General features: G+C 69.5%; 13 protein-coding genes. 8 read left to right on the forward strand and 5 right to left on the reverse strand.

Going from position 1 to position 18141, the window contains the following annotated elements; genetic code table 11:
* The first annotated feature begins 17 nt into the window (after positions 1-17).
* The 3 genes from dgcN to FHW73_RS12160 are packed head-to-tail and all read left to right on the forward strand — an operon-like array spanning position 18 to position 3066.
* Entirely contained in the window at positions 18-1055 is a 1038-nt protein-coding gene (gene dgcN / locus FHW73_RS12150; RefSeq protein WP_183426979.1) for an N-acetyltransferase DgcN, read from the forward strand.
* Positions 1040-2110, forward strand: a complete 1071-nt coding sequence (dgcA, locus tag FHW73_RS12155) for an N-acetyl-D-Glu racemase DgcA (protein ID WP_183426980.1) — start codon at positions 1040-1042, stop codon at positions 2108-2110. Before dgcN ends, dgcA begins: the two co-directional genes overlap by 16 nt.
* 53 nt (positions 2111-2163) lie before the next feature.
* Entirely contained in the window at positions 2164-3066 is a 903-nt protein-coding gene (locus FHW73_RS12160) for a LysR family transcriptional regulator (RefSeq protein ID WP_183426981.1), read from the forward strand.
* Between the two features lie 15 nt (positions 3067-3081).
* Here the strand turns inward: FHW73_RS12160 and FHW73_RS12165 are convergent, their stop codons facing one another.
* From FHW73_RS12165 to FHW73_RS12180, 4 genes are all read right to left on the reverse strand, one after another.
* Positions 3082-3999 (reverse strand): alpha/beta fold hydrolase, encoded by a 918-nt coding sequence (locus FHW73_RS12165; RefSeq protein ID WP_183426982.1) that lies wholly within the window; start codon positions 3997-3999, stop codon positions 3082-3084.
* Complete coding sequence (locus tag FHW73_RS12170) at positions 3996-5393, reverse strand: serine hydrolase domain-containing protein (protein WP_183426983.1); 1398 nt, start codon at positions 5391-5393, stop codon at positions 3996-3998. Before FHW73_RS12170 ends, FHW73_RS12165 begins: the two co-directional genes overlap by 4 nt.
* A 2-nt stretch (positions 5394-5395) precedes the next feature.
* Positions 5396-7618: a TonB-dependent receptor gene (locus FHW73_RS12175; RefSeq protein ID WP_183426984.1), complete on the reverse strand. Its 2223-nt coding sequence runs from the start codon at positions 7616-7618 to the stop codon at positions 5396-5398.
* Between the two features lie 360 nt (positions 7619-7978).
* On the reverse strand, positions 7979-8890 hold the full coding sequence (locus FHW73_RS12180; RefSeq protein WP_183426985.1) for a LysR family transcriptional regulator: 912 nt from the start codon (positions 8888-8890) through the stop codon (positions 7979-7981).
* Positions 8891-9204: 314 nt separating this feature from the next.
* Here FHW73_RS12180 and FHW73_RS12185 point away from each other — a divergent pair, with 314 nt between their 5' ends.
* The 5 genes from FHW73_RS12185 to FHW73_RS12205 are packed head-to-tail and all read left to right on the forward strand — an operon-like array spanning position 9205 to position 15376.
* Positions 9205-10455, forward strand: a complete 1251-nt coding sequence (locus tag FHW73_RS12185) for a 3-methyl-2-oxobutanoate dehydrogenase (2-methylpropanoyl-transferring) subunit alpha (RefSeq protein WP_183426986.1) — start codon at positions 9205-9207, stop codon at positions 10453-10455.
* A gap of 1 nt (position 10456) precedes the next feature.
* Positions 10457-11500: an alpha-ketoacid dehydrogenase subunit beta gene (locus FHW73_RS12190; protein WP_183426987.1), complete on the forward strand. Its 1044-nt coding sequence runs from the start codon at positions 10457-10459 to the stop codon at positions 11498-11500.
* Positions 11501-11503: 3 nt separating this feature from the next.
* Positions 11504-12856: a dihydrolipoamide acetyltransferase family protein gene (locus FHW73_RS12195; protein WP_183426988.1), complete on the forward strand. Its 1353-nt coding sequence runs from the start codon at positions 11504-11506 to the stop codon at positions 12854-12856.
* A 7-nt stretch (positions 12857-12863) separates the two neighbouring features.
* On the forward strand, positions 12864-14270 hold the full coding sequence (lpdA, locus tag FHW73_RS12200) for a dihydrolipoyl dehydrogenase (RefSeq protein WP_183426989.1): 1407 nt from the start codon (positions 12864-12866) through the stop codon (positions 14268-14270).
* Positions 14271-14278: 8 nt separating this feature from the next.
* Entirely contained in the window at positions 14279-15376 is a 1098-nt protein-coding gene (locus FHW73_RS12205; protein WP_183426990.1) for a branched-chain amino acid aminotransferase, read from the forward strand.
* A gap of 190 nt (positions 15377-15566) precedes the next feature.
* Here FHW73_RS12205 and FHW73_RS12210 read toward each other — a convergent pair whose 3' ends face one another.
* The gene (locus tag FHW73_RS12210; protein WP_183426991.1) at positions 15567-18002 is read right to left on the reverse strand and encodes a M28 family peptidase; all 2436 of its coding nucleotides are present in this window, start codon (positions 18000-18002) and stop codon (positions 15567-15569) included.
* Positions 18003-18141: the final 139 nt, after the last annotated feature.

Raw genomic sequence — 18141 nt, forward strand, 5'->3', positions numbered from 1 at the left:
CCAGGAGCCTGCGCTTGATGTCCCTCGAGTCCGACGCGCCCGGCGCCTGGGCCCCGCCGTTCCTGCTCTATCTGGGCGATGCAGCCGACGACCTGGCCGCCAAGACCGCGCGAGGCCTCGCGCAGTTCCGCCCGCAGTGGTGCGCCGGCCAGTTCCGTGGGCCGCAATGCCGCACGACAGTCGGTCTGCCGGATATGGACTTCGTGCACGCGCACGCTGCGGGCGTCAGGACACTGGTCATCGGCCTCGCCAGTGCGGGCGGCCGGCTGTCGCCGACCATGGTGGACGATATCGTCGCCGCGCTCGCGGCCGGGCTCGATGTTGCATCCGGCCTGCACGAACGCCTGGCCGCGCACCCGACGATCGCCGCCGCTGCGCAGCGCCACGGCAGACGCCTGTTCGAAGTCCGGATGCCACCGCCCGAGCTGCCGGTCGGAACCGGGCGCAAGCGCGAAGGCCGGCGCCTGCTGACGGTCGGTACCGACTGCTCCACCGGCAAGATGGTCACCGCGCTCATTCTCGAAGCGGCGTTGCGCGCACGCGGCGTCCCGGCCGACTTTCGCGCAACCGGCCAGACCGGGATTCTCATCGCCGGTCGAGGCATTGCGATCGACGCGCTGGTCGCCGACTTCATTTCAGGGGGCGTCGAAGCGTTGTCGCCCGCGCGCGACGACGGCGGCTGGGACGTCATCGAGGGCCAGGGGTCGCTGTTCCACGCGTCGTTCGCCGGGGTCGCACTCGGGCTGCTGCATGGCGCCCAGCCCGACGCGCTGGTGCTGTGCCATACGCCGGGACGCCAGCACATGCGCGGCCTGCCGCACATGGCGCCACCGGACCTCGCCATCACGCTCGAAGCGAACCTCGCGGCGGCACGCCTGACCAATCCCCGCGTGCAGGCGGTAGGGATCGCTCTCAATACCAGTGCCCTGTCCGATGCCGGGGCGCTGCGCCTGTGCCGCGACACCGAGCAGGCCTTCGCGTTGCCGACCTGCGATCCCCTGCGCCACGGCGCCACCACCATCATCGACAAGGTGCTCGCATGCTGTCCTGGTTGAGCGCACACCCGCGCAGTTGGCCGCTGGCCGTTCCCTTTCGCATCTCGCGCGGCTTGCGCACCACGGCCGAGGTCGTCGAGGTCCATGTCCGCGATGGCGGCCACGTCGGTCGCGGCGAGTCCACGCCGTATGCCCGTTACGGGGAAACGATCGCATCGGTCCTGGGACAGATCGAGACGCTGACCCGCGCCGCGCCTCGTGGAATCGATCGGGCGCAGTTGCAGCAGATGCTGCCGCCGGGCGCGGCACGCAATGCGGTCGATGCCGCGCTGTGGGACCTGGAATCGCAGCGCCGCGGTGTGTCGGTCGCCACGCTGCTCGGGCAGACTGCCCCGCCCTGCCTGCCGAGTGCACAGACCATCGGCCTGGATACGGCCGAGCGCATGGCCAGCGCCGCACGCGGACATGCGCACCTCGACCTGCTCAAGATCAAGGTCGGCGCCGACGATCCCGCGCACCTGATCCGTGCGGTGCGCGAGGCGGCGCCGCAGGCGCGGCTGATGGTCGATCCCAACGAGAGCTGGACGCTGGCGCTGCTGCAGGCGATGCAGCCGGTGCTCGCCGAGGCCCGGGTGGAGTTGGTGGAGCAGCCGCTGCCCGCCGGCGAAGACGCGCAGCTTGCGGGCTTCGACTCGACCGCTCTGCTGTGCGCGGATGAATCCTGTCACGTCGCCACCGACCTGCCCCGCCTGCGCGGGCTCTACCAGGTAGTCAATATCAAGCTCGACAAGACCGGCGGCCTGACCGGCGCGCTGTCGCTGCTGGACGCAGCGCAGGCCCAAGGGTTCGACATCATGGTCGGCTGCATGGGCTGCTCGTCGCTGGCGATCGCGCCGGCGCTGCATGTGGCCCGGCACGCGCGCTTCATCGACCTCGACGGACCGCTCTGGTTGCGCGACGATCATCCTGGCGGCGTAAGCTTCGTCGGCGGCCTGCTGCAGCCGACATCGCCCCAACTGTGGGGTGGCGGCCTGCGCAGCGCCGACACCCGCGCGCCATCCTCGCCGGCGCCGTGCCCGCAGCCGGCTGACGTTCCGGTGGCGCACGTCCGCTGAGCCATCGGTTCCCCGCGCGCACGACGCGCCGTCACGCAAGTCCAGACCCGCCCATGCGCTTTCGCCAGATCGAAGTCTTCCATGCGATCTACACCATCGGCTCGATCAGCGGCGCCGCGCGCGCACTGCACGTCTCGCAGCCCGCACTGAGCAAGGTGCTCCAGCACACCGAGCAGCGGCTGGGGATCGCGTTGTTCCGACGGGTCCGCGGGCGTCTGGTGCCGACCGACGAAGCGCACGCGCTGGCCATCGAGGCGGCGGAGGTCTTTCGGCGCCTGACGTCGCTGCAGAAGGCGGCCGGCAAACTGCGGTTTTTGACCGACGGCCACATCCGGCTGGCCGTGGTGCCCTCGCTGGGGTTGGCCGTGGCGCCGCTGGCGATCGCACGCTTCCGCACGCAACATCCGCAGGTCACCTTCGAGGTGCAGACCCTGCACCACGACGACCTGTTCCGTGCGCTCTACGAACGCAGTTGCGACATCGCGATCGGTTACGACGCCCCGCCGCATCCGCGTCTGCAACGGCGGACGCTCGCCGACGGAGAACTGGAGGTGATGTTCCGCGAACAGGACATGCCCGATGTCGGCGAACGCGTCGCGCTCCAGGCGCTGCAGGACCGCGACCTGATCGGGATGACGACCGGCGGTCCGCTGGGCGACCTGTTCAACCGCGAGCTGCAGCGGCTGGAGGTGCGTGTGCGCGAGGTCGTCTCCAACCAGACCTTCTACATCGCCGCGGGCCTGACCCGATGCGGGGCGGGCCTGTCGATCGTCGACGAATTCACCGCGCGGGCGATCGGCGGCAACGGCCTCGCCTCGCGGCCGCTCACCCCGGCGCTCGGTTTCAAGGTGCAGTGCATGTTCCTGGAGGATCGCCCGCCCTCGCGTCTGACCGAGGGCTTTCTGACGCAACTGGTGACCGCGCTGGGCGAGCGCGGGGCGCCGGCGATCGGCTGACGGCCTCGGGCGCCACTACGGCGTCGATTCAGGCGACGTGCGCGGCGGCAGCGCATCGACGAAGCCGCCGACCAGCGACACGAAGCGGTCGGGCGCCTGCGTATGCAGGAAATGCTCGCTGTCCTCGAACGTGATCTGGCGCGCACCGTAGCGTGCCGCCAGACCGCGCTGGCTGTCGAGCCAGACATCGCGGACGTCGTCCCCCAGCCGGAGCACGCCGGCCGACAGCACCAGCGCGGGGACGCCGGAGACAGGCGTCAGGCTGCGCACCTGGGCTTCGCTGGCCTGCAGCGCGGCGAACTCGCGCGACTGGATCGGCGCGAGCGTCAGCACCGGGCGAACCCACCAGGGATCGGCACACCGCGCCTCGCCCAGTGTATCCAGGCAGCGCAGCATGAAATCGGAGGCGCGGGCATCGTCGAACACCAGGCCGGCGATCTGATCGGGATAGCGCGCGGCGTAGGCCTCGGCCACCAGCCCACCGAGCGAGTGGCCGACCAGCACGTATGGCGGCGCGACCTGCGTTTCTTCGAGCAGCCCGTGCAGTTCGTCGGCCATCGTCACCACATCGCGCGGTCCCGGCGGTGCGGCATCGCTCTCGCAGTAGCCGGGTCGGTCGTAGGTGAAGACGCGGCCATGCCGCAGCAGGCCTTCGAGCACGGGCGCCCATGTGCTCTGGCCGCTGCCCAGCCCCGTGATCATGACCAGCGTCGGACGTCGGTTGTCAGGATCGCCGCTGATGGACCAGCGCATGCGTACCCCGTCGACATCGGCATCGCGCAATGTCGCGGCAAACGGCACCGCAGCGCTGCAGCTGCCTTTGCGGATCAGCAGGTGCAAGGTCAGCACCGCGCCCACCAGCAGCAAGGCAACGACCGCCAGCACGATGCGCAGCCAACGCCTGCGACGCCTGGGCTGTACGAGGTCGGTCATTCGGCCACCCGCAGCAGCCGGACGACTTCGTCGCCCATCGACACCTGCAGTGCGGCACCCTCGGGCTGGAAGCGCAGCCGGATCGACCGGACCGGATCCTCGGCCACGTAGCCGCCGGCATCATCGGGCCGGAACACCTGCGGTTCGCCGGCTGCCGGCGTCAGCGGCGAGAAGACCGTCGCGTGCAGGCGGTCGTCCGCCTCGATCGCGTCGATCCGGTAGCGCAGCGACAGCGCCGCATTCGTGTAGTCGCCGACACGGGCAGCCGCCTGCGCGGTTGACGACCAGAGCGTGTCCCCCTCGAGCATGGCCGCGACTGTATCGGCAAGCGGAACCGGGTCGCGGTCGCCGCGGTTGCACAGCACCGCGACCGCGAGCCCACGATCGGGCAGGCGCAGGTACTGCAGGCGGAAGGCCTCGGCGCCGCCGGCGTGCTGGATGACGCGCTGGCCCAGGCGCTGCCCGATGCGCAGGCCCCCGGCATAGCCCAGGCCGTCGGGCGCACCGGACAGGCCGCCGTCGGACAACCGCGCGGGCGTCCACATCAGCGCACGCACCGGTGCAGTCCAGACCCGGTGACCGACCTCGATGTCGTGCTCGTACCGCGCAAGATCCTCGACGCTGAGCATCACCCCGCCCGATCCTGAGACCAGCGGATACGTGTCGCGCACCTCGAAGCCGTCGCCGACCGGGACATAGCCGTGCGCAACGTTCGCACCCGTCGGCCGTGCGCCGTCCAGAACGAAGGCGTCGCGCATGCCCAGCGGCTCGAACACGTGGGTGCGGACACGCTCGGCGAACGGCGTACCGGTGACCCGCTCGACGAGCACGGCGAGCAGCCGATAGCCGCTGTTGGAGTAGGCGTGGCGGCTTCCCGGCACGAACGCAGTCTGCGGCTGCGCGATGATCAGCGCCATGATCTGGCGTGCATCGAGCGTGCTCCAGTCCGACGCACCCGACAGCGCAGCGAGCATCAGCCAGTCCGGCACGCCGGCGGTGTGGTGCAGCAGCATCCGTGGGGTCACGGTGTGGGCATACGCCGGCAACTCGGGCAGGTAGCGCCGCACGTCGGCGTCGAGATCGATCGTGCCCTCGACCGCGAGTTGCGCGACCACCAGCGCGGTGAACTGCTTGGACACCGAGGCTGCGTAGAACACCGTGCGGCCGTCGATCGGACGCTCGCGCTTGAGGTCGGCCAGGCCTGCCGAGACCGACAGGACCGGCGCGCCACCGCGGAATGCCGCGACCGCACAGCCGGGTGCAGCCGCGTGCGCAGGGTCGGCCACCAGCGCACGCACCGCATCCGGATCGACCGCCTGCACCTGCGCGGCGACCAGCAGTCCGCCCGCCAGCAACGCCCTCGCCCACCCTCGTCTTGCCCGTCCGCGTGCCATGGTCAGAACCTGTAATCGAACGAGACGCCGACTGTACGCGGTTGCAGCATCACGCCGTTCCAGCGCGTCAGACGCGCCGATCCGAACAGGGTCCGACTGGCCGAGGTGAAGGTGTCTTCGTTGGTGACGTTGTTGACGAAGAAGCGGAACGAGGCATCGGTGCTGCCCAGCTCGGCGCTGAGGTCGAGCAGGCTGTAGCTCGACAGCTCGATCGACTGCGACGCCGCGACCGACAGCGGGCGGCTGCCGTAGTAGCGCAAAGCGCCGGCCAGGCTCCAGGCCCACTCGCCGCGCGTGGGGAACTGGTAATACGCCTGCACGCTGCCGCTCCACTCCGGGACCTGTGGCAGCGGCGTGCCCGCCGGTGCCTGCCCCGGAATCGAACCGGTCAGTTCGGCATCGGTATAGGTCAGCGCGCCGCTCAGGCGCAGGCCGTCGGTCGCGGCGACCGAACCGCTGAGTTCGACACCCTGGCTGCGTGCGGTGCCGCCGTTGAGGCCATAGGAAATGCCGCTCGGCGTTACCAGGTTCAGACGGATGTCCTCCCAGTCGATGCGGAACACCGCGGCTTCAACCAGCGCACGCCGGTCCCACAGATGGCGCTTGATCCCCAGTTCGTAGTTGACCAGCGTGTCGGCGCCGACCTGGCGCGGCACGTTGGGTGCGTTGGCGATCAGCGGATTGGGACTGCCGGCGCGATAGCCGCTGGCCGCCCGCAGATACGCCATGCTGTCCTGCCCGAAGAACAGACGCGGACTGACGCTCCAGGTGGTCACGCTTTCCGACGAGGTGCCGGTATAGGCCTGTCCACCGCCCAGCAGGCCGCCCAGGTTCTGGTCGAACACCTGATCGTTCTGCGCGTGGCGCAGGCCCAGGGCCAGGTCGAAGCGATCGCTGAACTTCCAGGTCGTGTTGCCGAACAGCGCCTTCTCGCGATACGTGGTGAGCACATCGGCCGTGAACAGCGAGGCCACCGGCGTCATGCCCGCGCTCATGATGTCGCCAAACTCGATGTAGTCGGCATCCTCGTCGGTATAGAACGCGCCGATCTGCCACGCCAGCCTGCCGGTGTTCTTGGAGGTCAGGCGGACTTCCTGGGTGAACTTGCGCAGGCCGATCCTGGTGTCGAGCGCGGCATAAGCCATCGGCCCTCGACCCGGCGTGCCACCGAGCAGCGGCACGTACTCGGCCGACAGGTCCTGCACGCGCCAGGTGTCCGAGTCGAGCCAACTGCTCGATGCACTGAAATCGGCCCAGCCCAGATCCCAGTCGATGGTCAACCCGTAGACGTCGGCCTCGATGGTGCTCGGCTGCGCCAGCAGATAATCGCTGGCATAGCCCGGCAGCGAGCGCTCGAGCGTCACCGGATCGAGCGAGACCACGCCGAGGTTGTCGGCGCGGTTCTGCTGGGTGATCGCGCTGAGCACCACTTCGAGCGTATCGGTCGGCTGCCACAGCAGCGACAGACGCCCCGCCTTCTGGCGCACATCATTGGTGTCGCGTCGCTGGAGCACGGTGTTGTCGATCCAGCCCGGCGTCGCCTGCTCGGCATAACTGGCACGCATCGCCAGCGTGCCTTCGGCCAGTGGCGCGTTGATCGACGCGCGTCCGGCGTAGCCCACGTGGCCGCCATCGTCGATGACGCTGACCGTGCCACCGGCCCGCCCTTCGAAGTAGTCCAGTTCGGGGCGACGGGTGACATATTTGACCAGGCCGCCCAGCGCACTGGCGCCATACAGCGTGCCCTGCGGGCCCCGCAGCACTTCGACATGCTGCAGATCGTAGGGCAGCAGATCGAACATGCCGGACGTGCCGCCGGACAGCGACCCGTTGGGGGTCAGCGGGATGTCGTCGACGTAGATCGCGGTCGAGGCCGTGTTGCCCATCGGCACGATGCCGCGCAGCGACACCTGCGTGCGGCCGGGCCAGCCCAGGTTATTGACCTGCAGGCCGGGGATCACGCCGGCCAGGTTGTTGACGTTGTTGATCTGCAGGCGGTCGAGGGCTTCCTCGCCCAGCACGCTGATCGACATCGGGATTTCAGTGGGCGACTCCACGCGCTTTTGCGCGGTGACCTGCACGACCTCGAGCGTCTGCGTGCTGCGGGCGACGGCCGCGGGTTCGGGCGCGTCCTGCGCGATGGACAGGACCGGCGCGCCAGCGGCGAACAAGCCGACGCTACAGGCCAGCGACAACAGGGAGGGACGGGCGACGCGATTGCGCATGGTGTTCGGTCTCGGCAAGTGGGGGGTGACCCCTGAAAGGACGGACAGAACCCGGCTCTGGGGGGAGGGGCGCAGGCCGGCACAGACGATGGCGGATTCCCTCCCGCGGCTGCCGGTCTCATGGCGGAAGACGTGCTCCGATCGCGAACCGAAGAGGCCTGATCGGAGAATCCGCCATGAAATTCTCGACTAGGAACTTAACCGGGCGACGTGTGCCCGCTCCATTGCGAATGCTTGGGTCAGGCATAACCCGTCGCTATGGTCGGATCGGCGTGGCGTCGCGGCAGCGGGGCCGATTGCCCCCAACCCAACCCTCCCCGCCTTGCGGGGGCGGGCGTCAACGCGCAAGCCGCTGTGCGCTCAGGTCTCGCAGGCGAACACCAGGAACTGGTGCAGCGCGTTCGCAGGTGCCGATAGCGGATCGTCGGGGCGCCAGACCAGGCCCACTTCCATCGGCGGCACGGCCACCTCGAGCGTGCGGACGTCGATGCGGCGGCCGTCCAGTGACCAGGGCCGATACACCATGTCCGACAGGATGCTGACGCCGAACCCGTAGGCAACCAGGCCGCGCAAGGCTTCGAGCGACGAGGTGCGGAACGCGACGTTCGGCACATGGCCCACCGAGCGCCAGTAACGCATCGACGAGGCCTCGCCCTCGTCCACCTTCAACATGATGTAGGGATACGGCGCCACGTCGGCCGGGCCGACCGTCGGCAGTTGCGCCAACGGATGCGATTCGGCCAGCCACAACTGGCGGCGCGAGCGGATCAACGTCTGTCGCCTGAGCACATGCGGCGCCACCATGTTGGAGATGATGCACAGCCCCAGGTCGAGGTCGCCGTCGCCGACGCCGCGCTCGATCTCGGTCCGATCCATGTCGATCAGGTCGATCTCCACCAGCGGATAGGAGCGCTTGAACCGTGCCAGCAGACTGGGCAGGAAGTAACCCAGCACCGTATAGGACGCGCCGACCCGCACGGTGCCGGCCAGCGTGTTGGCCAGCAGCGTCGGCTCGCTGAGCGCATCCTGCAGCGTGTCCAGCACGTGACGCACGTGCTGGTGGAATCGATGGCCTTCGGCAGTCAACGCGACGCCGTGCGGCATCCGATCGAACAGCCGCAGCCCCAGCATCGTCTCGAGCTGCGCGACCGCGGTGGTGATCACCGACTGCGAGACATGCAGCTTGCGCGCGGCCTGGGAGAACTGGCCCAGCTCGGCGGCTTCGGCGAAATAGCGCAGCTGCCGCAACGACAGGTTGGCGGGAATCTGCATTGGAGGCTCCGAAGGCAGTGCGGTATCGGATTGGACGATACCTCATAAAGAATTAAACAAATTTACGATAGCCGAGCGGCACCGTAGACTTCACGCTTGGCGGAATGCGGCGTGCCGCGCCCGCCTGAGTGCCGCGGGCCGAGCCCGCCCCGACCGGGAGAAGCGTTTCTTGCCCTGTGCCCCGTCCCGGCACGCGCTCCGCGCGTGCCCCCTCGCGTCGATCGCCCGTCCGGGCATCGGCCGCGCCCTCGCCGACGCCCCCCGCCGCCGGCACGCCTGTCCTTCCATGTCCCATGTCCAGCGAGGCTCCTGACATGTCCACGTCCCAGACCCCGGCCACGCCCGCTCCATTGCGGTTGCACGTGCCCGAACCCAGTGCCCGCCCGGGCCAGGCCACCGATTTCTCCTATCTGCAGCTCAGCCCGGCAGGCGCGGTCGACAAACCCGCGCTCGACGTGACCGCTGGCCAGACCGCACCGCTGACCACGCAGCTGGTCCGCGTGCTCGACGACAACGGCGACGCGGTCGGCCCGTGGGCGGCCGACATCGACGACGCCGTGCTGCTGCGCGCGATGCACGCGATGCTCAAGACCCGCGCATTCGATGCGCGCATGCTGATCGCCCAGCGCCAGAAGAAGACCTCGTTCTACATCCAGTGCCTGGGCGAGGAAGCCATCGCGGTCGGCCAGACGCTGGCGCTGCGCGACGGCGACATGCAGTTCCCGACCTACCGCCAGCAGGGCATCCTGATCACCAAGGAAGTCTCGCTGGTCGAGATGATGTGCCAGGTCCTGTCGAACGCCGCCGACCCGCTGAAGGGCCGCCAGCTGCCGATCATGTACTCGTACAAGGACGCGGGCTTCTTCTCGATCTCCGGCAATCTGACCACGCAGTACATCCAGGCCGTGGGCTGGGCGATGGCGTCGGCGATCAAGGGCGACACCAAGATCGCGACCGCCTGGGTCGGCGATGGCGCGACCGCCGAGGGCGATTTCCACGCCGCACTGGTGTTCGCCCACGTCTACCACGCGCCGGTGATCCTCAACGTCGTCAACAACCAGTGGGCGATCTCGACGTTCCAGGCGATCGCCGGCGGCGAGAACACCACCTTCGCCGCGCGCGGCGCCGCCTACGGCATTCCGTCGCTGCGCGTGGACGGCAACGACCTGCTGGCCGTCTACGCCGCCTCGCGCTGGGCCGCCGAGCGCGCGCGCAGCAACCTGGGCTCGACGCTGATCGAATGGGTCACCTATCGCGCCGGCCCGCATTCGACCTCCGACGATCCGTCCAAGTACCGTCCCGCCGACGACGCCCAGCACTTCCCGCTCGGCGATCCGATCGAGCGCCTGAAGCGGCATCTGATCAAGCGCGGGCTGTGGAGCGAGGAACAGCACGAACAGGTGCGCAGCGAACTCGATGCCGAGATCTCGCGCGCACTCAAGGAGGCCGAGTCCCACGGGTTGCTCGGCAGCGACAACCGTCCCGGCGCGGCCGACATGTTCAACGACGTCTACAAGGACATGCCCGACCACCTTCGCCGCCAGCGCCAGCAGTTGGGAGTGTGAGATGAGCGAAACCGAACTCCAGAGCACCGGCAGCGCGCCGATGACGATGATCCAGGCGCTGCGTTCGGCGATGGACGTCATGCTCGAGCGCGACGACAACGTGGTGATCTTCGGCGAGGACGTCGGCTACTTCGGCGGCGTGTTCCGCTGCACCGACGGCCTGCAGGCCAAGTACGGCAAGCAACGCGTGTTCGATGCGCCGATCTCCGAAAGCGGCATCGCCGGGGCGGCGATCGGCATGGCGGCCTACGGCCTGCGCCCGGTCGCCGAGATCCAGTTCGCCGACTACATCTATCCGGCCTACGATCAGATCGTCTCCGAAGCCGCGCGCCTGCGCTATCGCTCCAACGGCATGTTCACCTCGCCGCTGGTGTTCCGCACACCCTGCGGCGGCGGCATCTACGGCGGCCAGACCCACAGCCAGAGCCCGGAGGCGATCTTCGCCCACGTCGCCGGCCTGCGCACGGTGATGCCGTCCAACCCCTATGACGCCAAGGGCCTGCTGATCGCCTCGATCGAGAACGACGATCCGGTGATCTTCCTCGAGCCCAAGCGCCTGTACAACGGCCCGTTCGACGGTCATCACGACCGACCGGTCGTCGCCTGGTCCAAGCATGCCGACAACCTGGTGCCGGAGGGCTACTACTCGGTGCCGCTGGACAAGGCCGCCATCGTGCGCGAAGGCCAGGCCGTCACCATCCTGACCTACGGCACCACGGTGTGGGTGGCGCAGGCCGCGGCCGAGGATGCCGGCATCGACGCCGAGGTCATCGACCTGCGCAGCCTGTGGCCGCTGGATCTCGAGACGATCGTCGCCTCCGTCAAGAAGACCGGTCGCTGCATCGTGCTGCACGAGGCGACCCGCACCTGCGGCTTCGGCGCCGAGCTCGTCGCCCTGGTGCAGGAGCACTGCTTCTATCACCTCGAAGCGCCGGTCGAACGCGTCACCGGTTGGGACACCCCCTACCCGCACGCGCAGGAATGGGACTACTTCCCGGGTCCGGCCCGGGTCATCGACGCGATGCATCGCGTGCTGGAGGACTGAGCGATGGGACACCACGTCATCAAGATGCCGGACATCGGCGAGGGCATCGCCGAAGTCGAGCTGATCGCCTGGAAGGTCGAGGTCGGCGGTACCGTCGCCGAGGACGAAGTCGTGGCCGAGGTCATGACCGACAAGGCGATGGTCGAGATCCCCTCGCCCGTCGCCGGCACCGTGGTCTCGCTGGGCGGCCAGCCCGGCGAGATGATGGCCGTCGGCAGCGAACTGATCCGGCTCGAAGTCGAAGGCGCCGGCAATGTGAAGGCCGGCGCGGCGGCGCCCGAGGCACCGGCCGCCAAGCCTGCCGAACCGAAGGTCGACACGCCGAAGGCCGACACCCGAAAGGACGAGGCCGCCAAGCCCGCCCCGGCTGCCGAACCCAAGCCCGCGGCGCCTGCGAAGCCGGCCGCGCCGGCACCGGTCGCCAAGTCCGAAACGCGCGGCGCGGTGACCAATGGCGTGCTCGCCGCCGGCGAACAGCCGCTGGCCTCGCCGGCCGTGCGCCGCCGCGCCTGGGACCTGGGCATCGAGCTACGCTATGTGCCGGCCACCGGCCCGGGCGGCCGCATCCTGCAGGCCGATCTCGACGCCTATGCCGCGGCTGGCGGCAAGGCCCAGCCGGTCGGTGGCGCGGCCTCGGGTGGCGGCTATGCGCGCCGCACCGGCGAGCAGCAGATCCCGATCATGGGCCTGCGCCGCAAGATCGCGCAGAAGATGCAGCAGTCGTGGTCGACCATTCCGCATATCACCTATGTGGAAGAGATCGACGTCACCGAGGTCGAGGCCTTGCGCGCCCAACTCAACGCGCGTTGGGGCAAGGAGCGCGGCAAGCTGACCCTGCTGCCGCTGCTGGCGCGTGCGGTGATCCTGGCCGCACGCGACTACCCGCAGATGAATGCCCGCTTCGACGACGAAGCCAACATCGTTACCCGCTATGAAGGCGTGCAGCTGGGCATCGCCACGCAGAGCGCGGTGGGCCTGTCGGTGCCGGTGGTCGCGCATGCCGAATCGCTGGACCTGTGGCAGACCGCCGGCGAGATCGCGCGTCTGGCCACGGCTGTGCGCGAAGGCAAGGCCACGCGCGAGGAACTGTCGGGCTCGACCATCACCATCAGCAGCCTCGGCCCGGTGGGCGGCGTGGTCTCCACGCCGATCATCAACCACCCGGAAGTGGCGATCGTCGGTGTCAACCGCATCATCGAACGGCCGATGTTCCAGAACGGCCAGGTGGTCGCGCGCAAGCTGATGAACCTGTCCTCGTCGTTCGACCATCGCATCGTCGACGGCATGGACGCGGCCGAGTTCGTGCAGGCGATCCGGCGTCGCCTGGAAACCCCTGCCCTGCTGTTCGTGGAGTGAGTGTCTGATGTCGAAGACCATTGAAACCCAGCTGCTGGTCATCGGCGGCGGCCCCGGCGGCTACGTCGCCGGCATCCGCGCCGGCCAGCTCGGCATCAAGACCGTCGTCGTCGAAGGCGTGAACCCGGGCGGCACCTGCCTCAACATCGGCTGCATCCCGTCCAAGGCGCTGATCCATGCCGCCGAGGAATTCGCCAAGGTCGCCGCGTTCGCTGCCGGCACCTCGCCGCTGGGCATCACCGTGCAGGCGCCGACGATCGACCTGGCCAAGACCGTCGAATGGAAGGCGGGCATCGTCAAGAAGCTCACCGGCGGTGTCGGCGCGCTGCTGAAGAAGAACGGCGCGCAACTCATCAAGGGCTGGGCGACGATCGTCGACGGCAAGACCGTCGATGTCGCCGGCGCCGGTGAGGACGGTGGCAACCTGCGCATCAAGTGCGAGCACCTGTTGCTGGCGACCGGCTCGGTGCCGGTGGAACTGCCGTTCCTGCCGTTCGGCGGCAAGGTGATCTCCTCGACCGAAGCGCTGTCGCCGACTGCACTGCCCAAGCATCTGATCGTCGTGGGCGGTGGCTACATCGGCTTGGAGCTCGGCACCGTCTACCGCAAGCTCGGCTGCGAAGTGACGGTGGTCGAGGCGCAGGATCGCATCCTGCCGGCCTACGACAATGAGTTGACCAAGCCGGTCGCCACCCATCTGCAGAAGTCCGGTGTCAAGGTCCTGACCGGCCACAGCGTGCTGGGCCTGTCGGACAGCGGCGCGCTGCGCGTGCGCGATCCGGACGGCACCGAGCTGAGCATCGATGGCGATCAGATTCTGGTCGCGGTCGGCCGTCGCCCGAAGACCGACGGTTTCAACCTCGAATCGCTGGGCCTCGACCTCGCCGGCAAGGCGATCAAGATCGACGACCAGTGCCGGACCTCGATGCGTCATGTCTGGGCGATCGGCGATGTCGCCGGCGAGCCCATGCTGGCGCACCGCGCGATGGCCCAGGGCGAACTGGTGGCCGAGATCGTCAGCGGCAAGAAGCGCCGGTTCGTGCCGGCCGCGATTCCGGCGGTGTGCTTCACCGATCCGGAAGTCGTCGTGGTCGGCCTGTCGCCGGACGAGGCCAAGGCCCAGGGCATCGACGCCAAGACCGCGCTGTTCCCGTTCGCGGCCAACGGCCGCGCCATGTCGCTCGAATCCACCGACGGCTTCGTGCGCGTGGTCGCGCGCGCAGCCGATCACCGCATCGTCGGCTGGCAGGCCGTCGGCGTGCAGGTCTCGGAACTGTCGATCGCGTTCGTGCAGTCCATCGAGATGGGCGCCACGCTCGAGGACATCGCCGGCACCATCCATCCCCACCCGACGCTGGGCGAAGCCGTGCAGGAAGCGGCGCTGCGCGCACTCGGCCACGCTTTGCACATCTGAGTTCGCGCATGACCACCGAGCCGATCCACACCTTCCGCATCGTTCCCTCGCAACAGGTCCGCCAGCAGGCCGACCGCGAAGCGATTCTCGCCGACCCGGGTTTCGGGACCCATTTCACCGACCACATGGTCGCGATCGACTGGACCGTCGAGGACGGCTGGCACGACGCGCACGTGCGGCCCTACGGCCCGCTGACGTTCTCGCCGGCGGCCGCCGTGCTGCACTACGGCCAGGAGATCTTCGAAGGCATGAAGGCGTTCCGCCATGCCGACGGCTCGATCTGGACGTTCCGGCCCGACGCCAACGGCCGCCGCCTGCAGCACTCGGCGCGCCGCATGGCCCTGCCCGAACTGCCGGTGGATCTGTTCGTCGAGTCGATCCGCCAGCTGGTGCGCACCGACCAGGCCTGGGTGCCGGGCGGCGGCGAGTCGAGCCTGTACATCCGGCCCTTCATGATCGCCAACGAGGATTTCCTCGGCGTGCGCCCGGCGCGTCGCGTGGCCTACTACGTGATCGCCAGCCCCGCCGGCGCCTACTTCAAGGGCGGCATCAAGCCGGTCTCGATCTGGCTGTCGCGCGACTACGCCCGCGCCGGTCGCGGCGGCACCGGCTCGGCCAAGTGCGGCGGCAACTACGCCGCCTCGCTGCTGCCCCAGCGCGAGGCCTACGACAATGGCTGCGCCCAGGTGCTGTTCCTGGACGCGGAGAGCAACACCTTCGTCGAGGAACTGGGCGGCATGAATGTGTTCCTGGTGCAGCGCGATGGCAGCGTGGTCACGCCGTCGCTGACCGGCAGCATCCTGGAAGGCATCACCCGCGACAGCGTGATCCAGTTGCTGCGCGACCACGGCCACACCGTGACCGAGCGCCGGGTCGAGATCGCCGAATGGATCGACGGCGTGCGCTCGGGCGAGATCGCCGAGGTGTTCGCCTGCGGCACCGCCGCGAGCATCTCGCCGATCGGCGTGCTCAAGGGCCGCGACTTCGAGGTTGGCGACGCCGAGGCCGATCCGGGTGCGGTCACGACCAAGATCCGGCAGGCGTTGCTGGACATCCAGTACGGCCGCGCGCCCGATCGGCACGGCTGGCTGACGCGCTTGGTCTGAGCCCGCGATCGCGACACGACACCCGGGCCTGCGATGCAGGCCCGCTCGTCGCGGCGATCCTTTTTCAACGCAACAAGCGACGTCGACACGAACCGCCGGCCTCATGGCCGGCATTCGCATGCCCGCCTGCAATTGCTGTGAGCGGCGGGCGGCTGCCACGGGCGTCCAAGCGCCCGCGGCCACGAAGCCCTCAGGGCTCGACGCGCGTCTGTCCGAGCACCCAGGTCATGTCGGACAGGGACCAGGGCATCACGTCCGGCGCGCGCGGCGGCAGCGGCTCGGCATCCTGCGGCCAGCCGTCGATGCCCGCTGCGGCCTCGACCTCGACTGGGCCCGCAGTGGCCGGCCAACGTAGTTCGATCCCCTGCGCATCCGGCGCATGCCAGCGCAGGCGCGACCAGGTATCCGGCGTGTCCAGCAATGGCGCCGCTTCGCCCTGCAAGGTCACGCCGGGCACGACGGCCGCACTCTTGAGCAGCACCCGCAGGTCGCGGGTCGCGGCCGGCGCCTGCACGCGCAGCACGGTCTGGCCGGTCGCCGCATCGCGCGACTGCACAAACCGGATGGGTTCCGGCACCGCGATCGGTGCCGCCGGCGTCGCCCAGACATTGGCCAGGTCGACGGCCAGCAACGGACGCGGCGCCGGCGCCTCGCGATCGGCATGCAGCGCCGCGCGCACCCACGGCGACGGCGGCAATGCGCTGACGCGGTGGTACTGGCCCTGCGCCGGATCGGCGACGAACATCACCTGCGACAGCGCCGGGTAGCGCTGCCGATCCAGTCCGGGAAACGCCGCCGCGGCCAGCACGCCGCTGGCCAGCAGCACGACGGCGAGCGGCACGACCGCGGGCCCACGCCGACCATCGGCGACTCGCAGCCACGGCAGCGCCAGCGCCGTCAGCCAGATCGCAGGGACCGCCAGCACTTCGGGCGTACCGAAGCCCACGGCATCGAACACCTGCAGCGCCAGGCCGAAGACATGCGCCAGCCCGTAGGCCGTGACCACCCCAGCCACCGCCACGCGCGCGGCCTGCAGCGGCCCATCGGCCGGCAGGCACCAGGCGACCACGGCCAGGCCCAGCAGCGGCCACAGCAGCAACGGCGCCAGTTCCGGCGCGAACGCCTGCACCACCGCGCCCAGCAGGGCAAAGAACGCCAGCGCGCCCAGGCGCACCGCCTCGCCGCGGCGCAGGGTGCCGGCCACGGTCCAGGCCAGGCCCGCGACGACGACCCCGAGGCCCAGCGCGACCGGATCGAAGCCGCCGCGCAACGATGCGGCCGCACCCGCGACCAGCGCGAGGAGTGCGAACGCCCGCCGGCCCACGCCGCCGGCGACGAGGCCGCCCAGCGCCAGCACGGTGGCGATCGACAGCAATCCTAAGCCGGCGGCCAGGGTCGGAAAGACCGCCAATAGATCGCGGTTGAGCAGCAGCGATGCGTCGCCGCCGCCGAGCAGGCGATACGCCAGACGGACTGCCAACGCCACCGCCAGCACCGTCAGAGGCGCAAGCGCCAGGCCGCTGGCGAGGCCCCGCCAGGCACCGTCGGCCCAGGCGGCGCGACGCGCGATCGCGACGATCGGCAATAGCGCCATCAGCCACAGCAACCAGCCCGACCAGGCCGGCAGCGCGATCATCCAACCCCCCGGAAGATCGCTGTAGACCAGGTCGGCATCGGCGGCCGGCAAGGTCGGCGACATGGCCAGGGTGCGCACCAGCGGCAGCACCTGCGCGCCCATGTGCTGGACGCTGCCCGGGTCGAGATCGTCGACCGTGGAACTCGCGGCGTGGTAGTCGAACAGGCCACCGAGGATCGCGAAATTGAGCCCGGGAATGCCGCGCTCGGCCGGCACCGTGAAATCGGTCCCGTTGGGCATGTAGCGATAGACGAAACCGGTCAGCGAGTTGCCGGCCGGCAGCGGCGCGCCAGCGGCGAAGGTGCGGATCAGGCCGGCGTTGCCTGGCCCGGTCTCGAACAACAAGGCACGGCCGCGGCTGCCGCGCGCCTCGAGATTGACCACGGTGCCGATCCGCTGCGCCAGCGGGTGTTCGGCGAAGAACGCGCGCGCGCCGAGCAACCCGGCTTCCTCGGCATCAGTGAACAGGAACACCACGTCGCGCTGGCGCGCGTCAGGCGCGATCGCGCGCGAGACCTCCAGCATCACCGCCACGCCCAGGCCGTCGTCGGCCGCGCCCGGCGAATTGGCGACGCTGTCGTAGTGCGCCATCATCATCACCGCAGGCAGGCTGCGGTCGCGTCCCGGCAGTACGGCGACGACGTTCTCGACATTGCCGCCGCGCAGATTGCGCAGGCGCGGATTGCGGTACTCGGCGAACGCGTGCGTGCGTTGCACCTCGACCTCGAGGCCAGCCTGGGTGAGCTGCGTGACCAGCCGGTCGCGGACCCGCGCCGCGGCCGCAGAGCCGGTGGGATGAGGTTCGGCGGCGATCCAGCGCAGATCCACCAACGCACGTGCCGCAGAAAAGTCCGAGACCGGAATGTCGGCCGGCTGCGGCGCCGGCGTCTGCGTCGCGCGCCAGGCCGCAATCCCCGCCACGGCGATACACACCAGCAGCAGCGGCAGCGACCAACGGGCGATGCCGGACGTCGGTGCGGGCGTCTTCATGCCGCGCACCGCCGACGATGCACTGAGGCCTTTTCCGACAGGACGGGCGCCGACATGCGGCAGGCAACGATCACAGGCATGACGACGCTCCTCGAGGACGGGCTTGCAGGATTGCAAGCCGTTCTCCGATGTGTCAAAT

The sequence above is a fragment of the Luteimonas sp. RC10 genome, assembly GCF_014192745.1.
Taxonomy (GTDB): domain Bacteria; phylum Pseudomonadota; class Gammaproteobacteria; order Xanthomonadales; family Xanthomonadaceae; genus Luteimonas.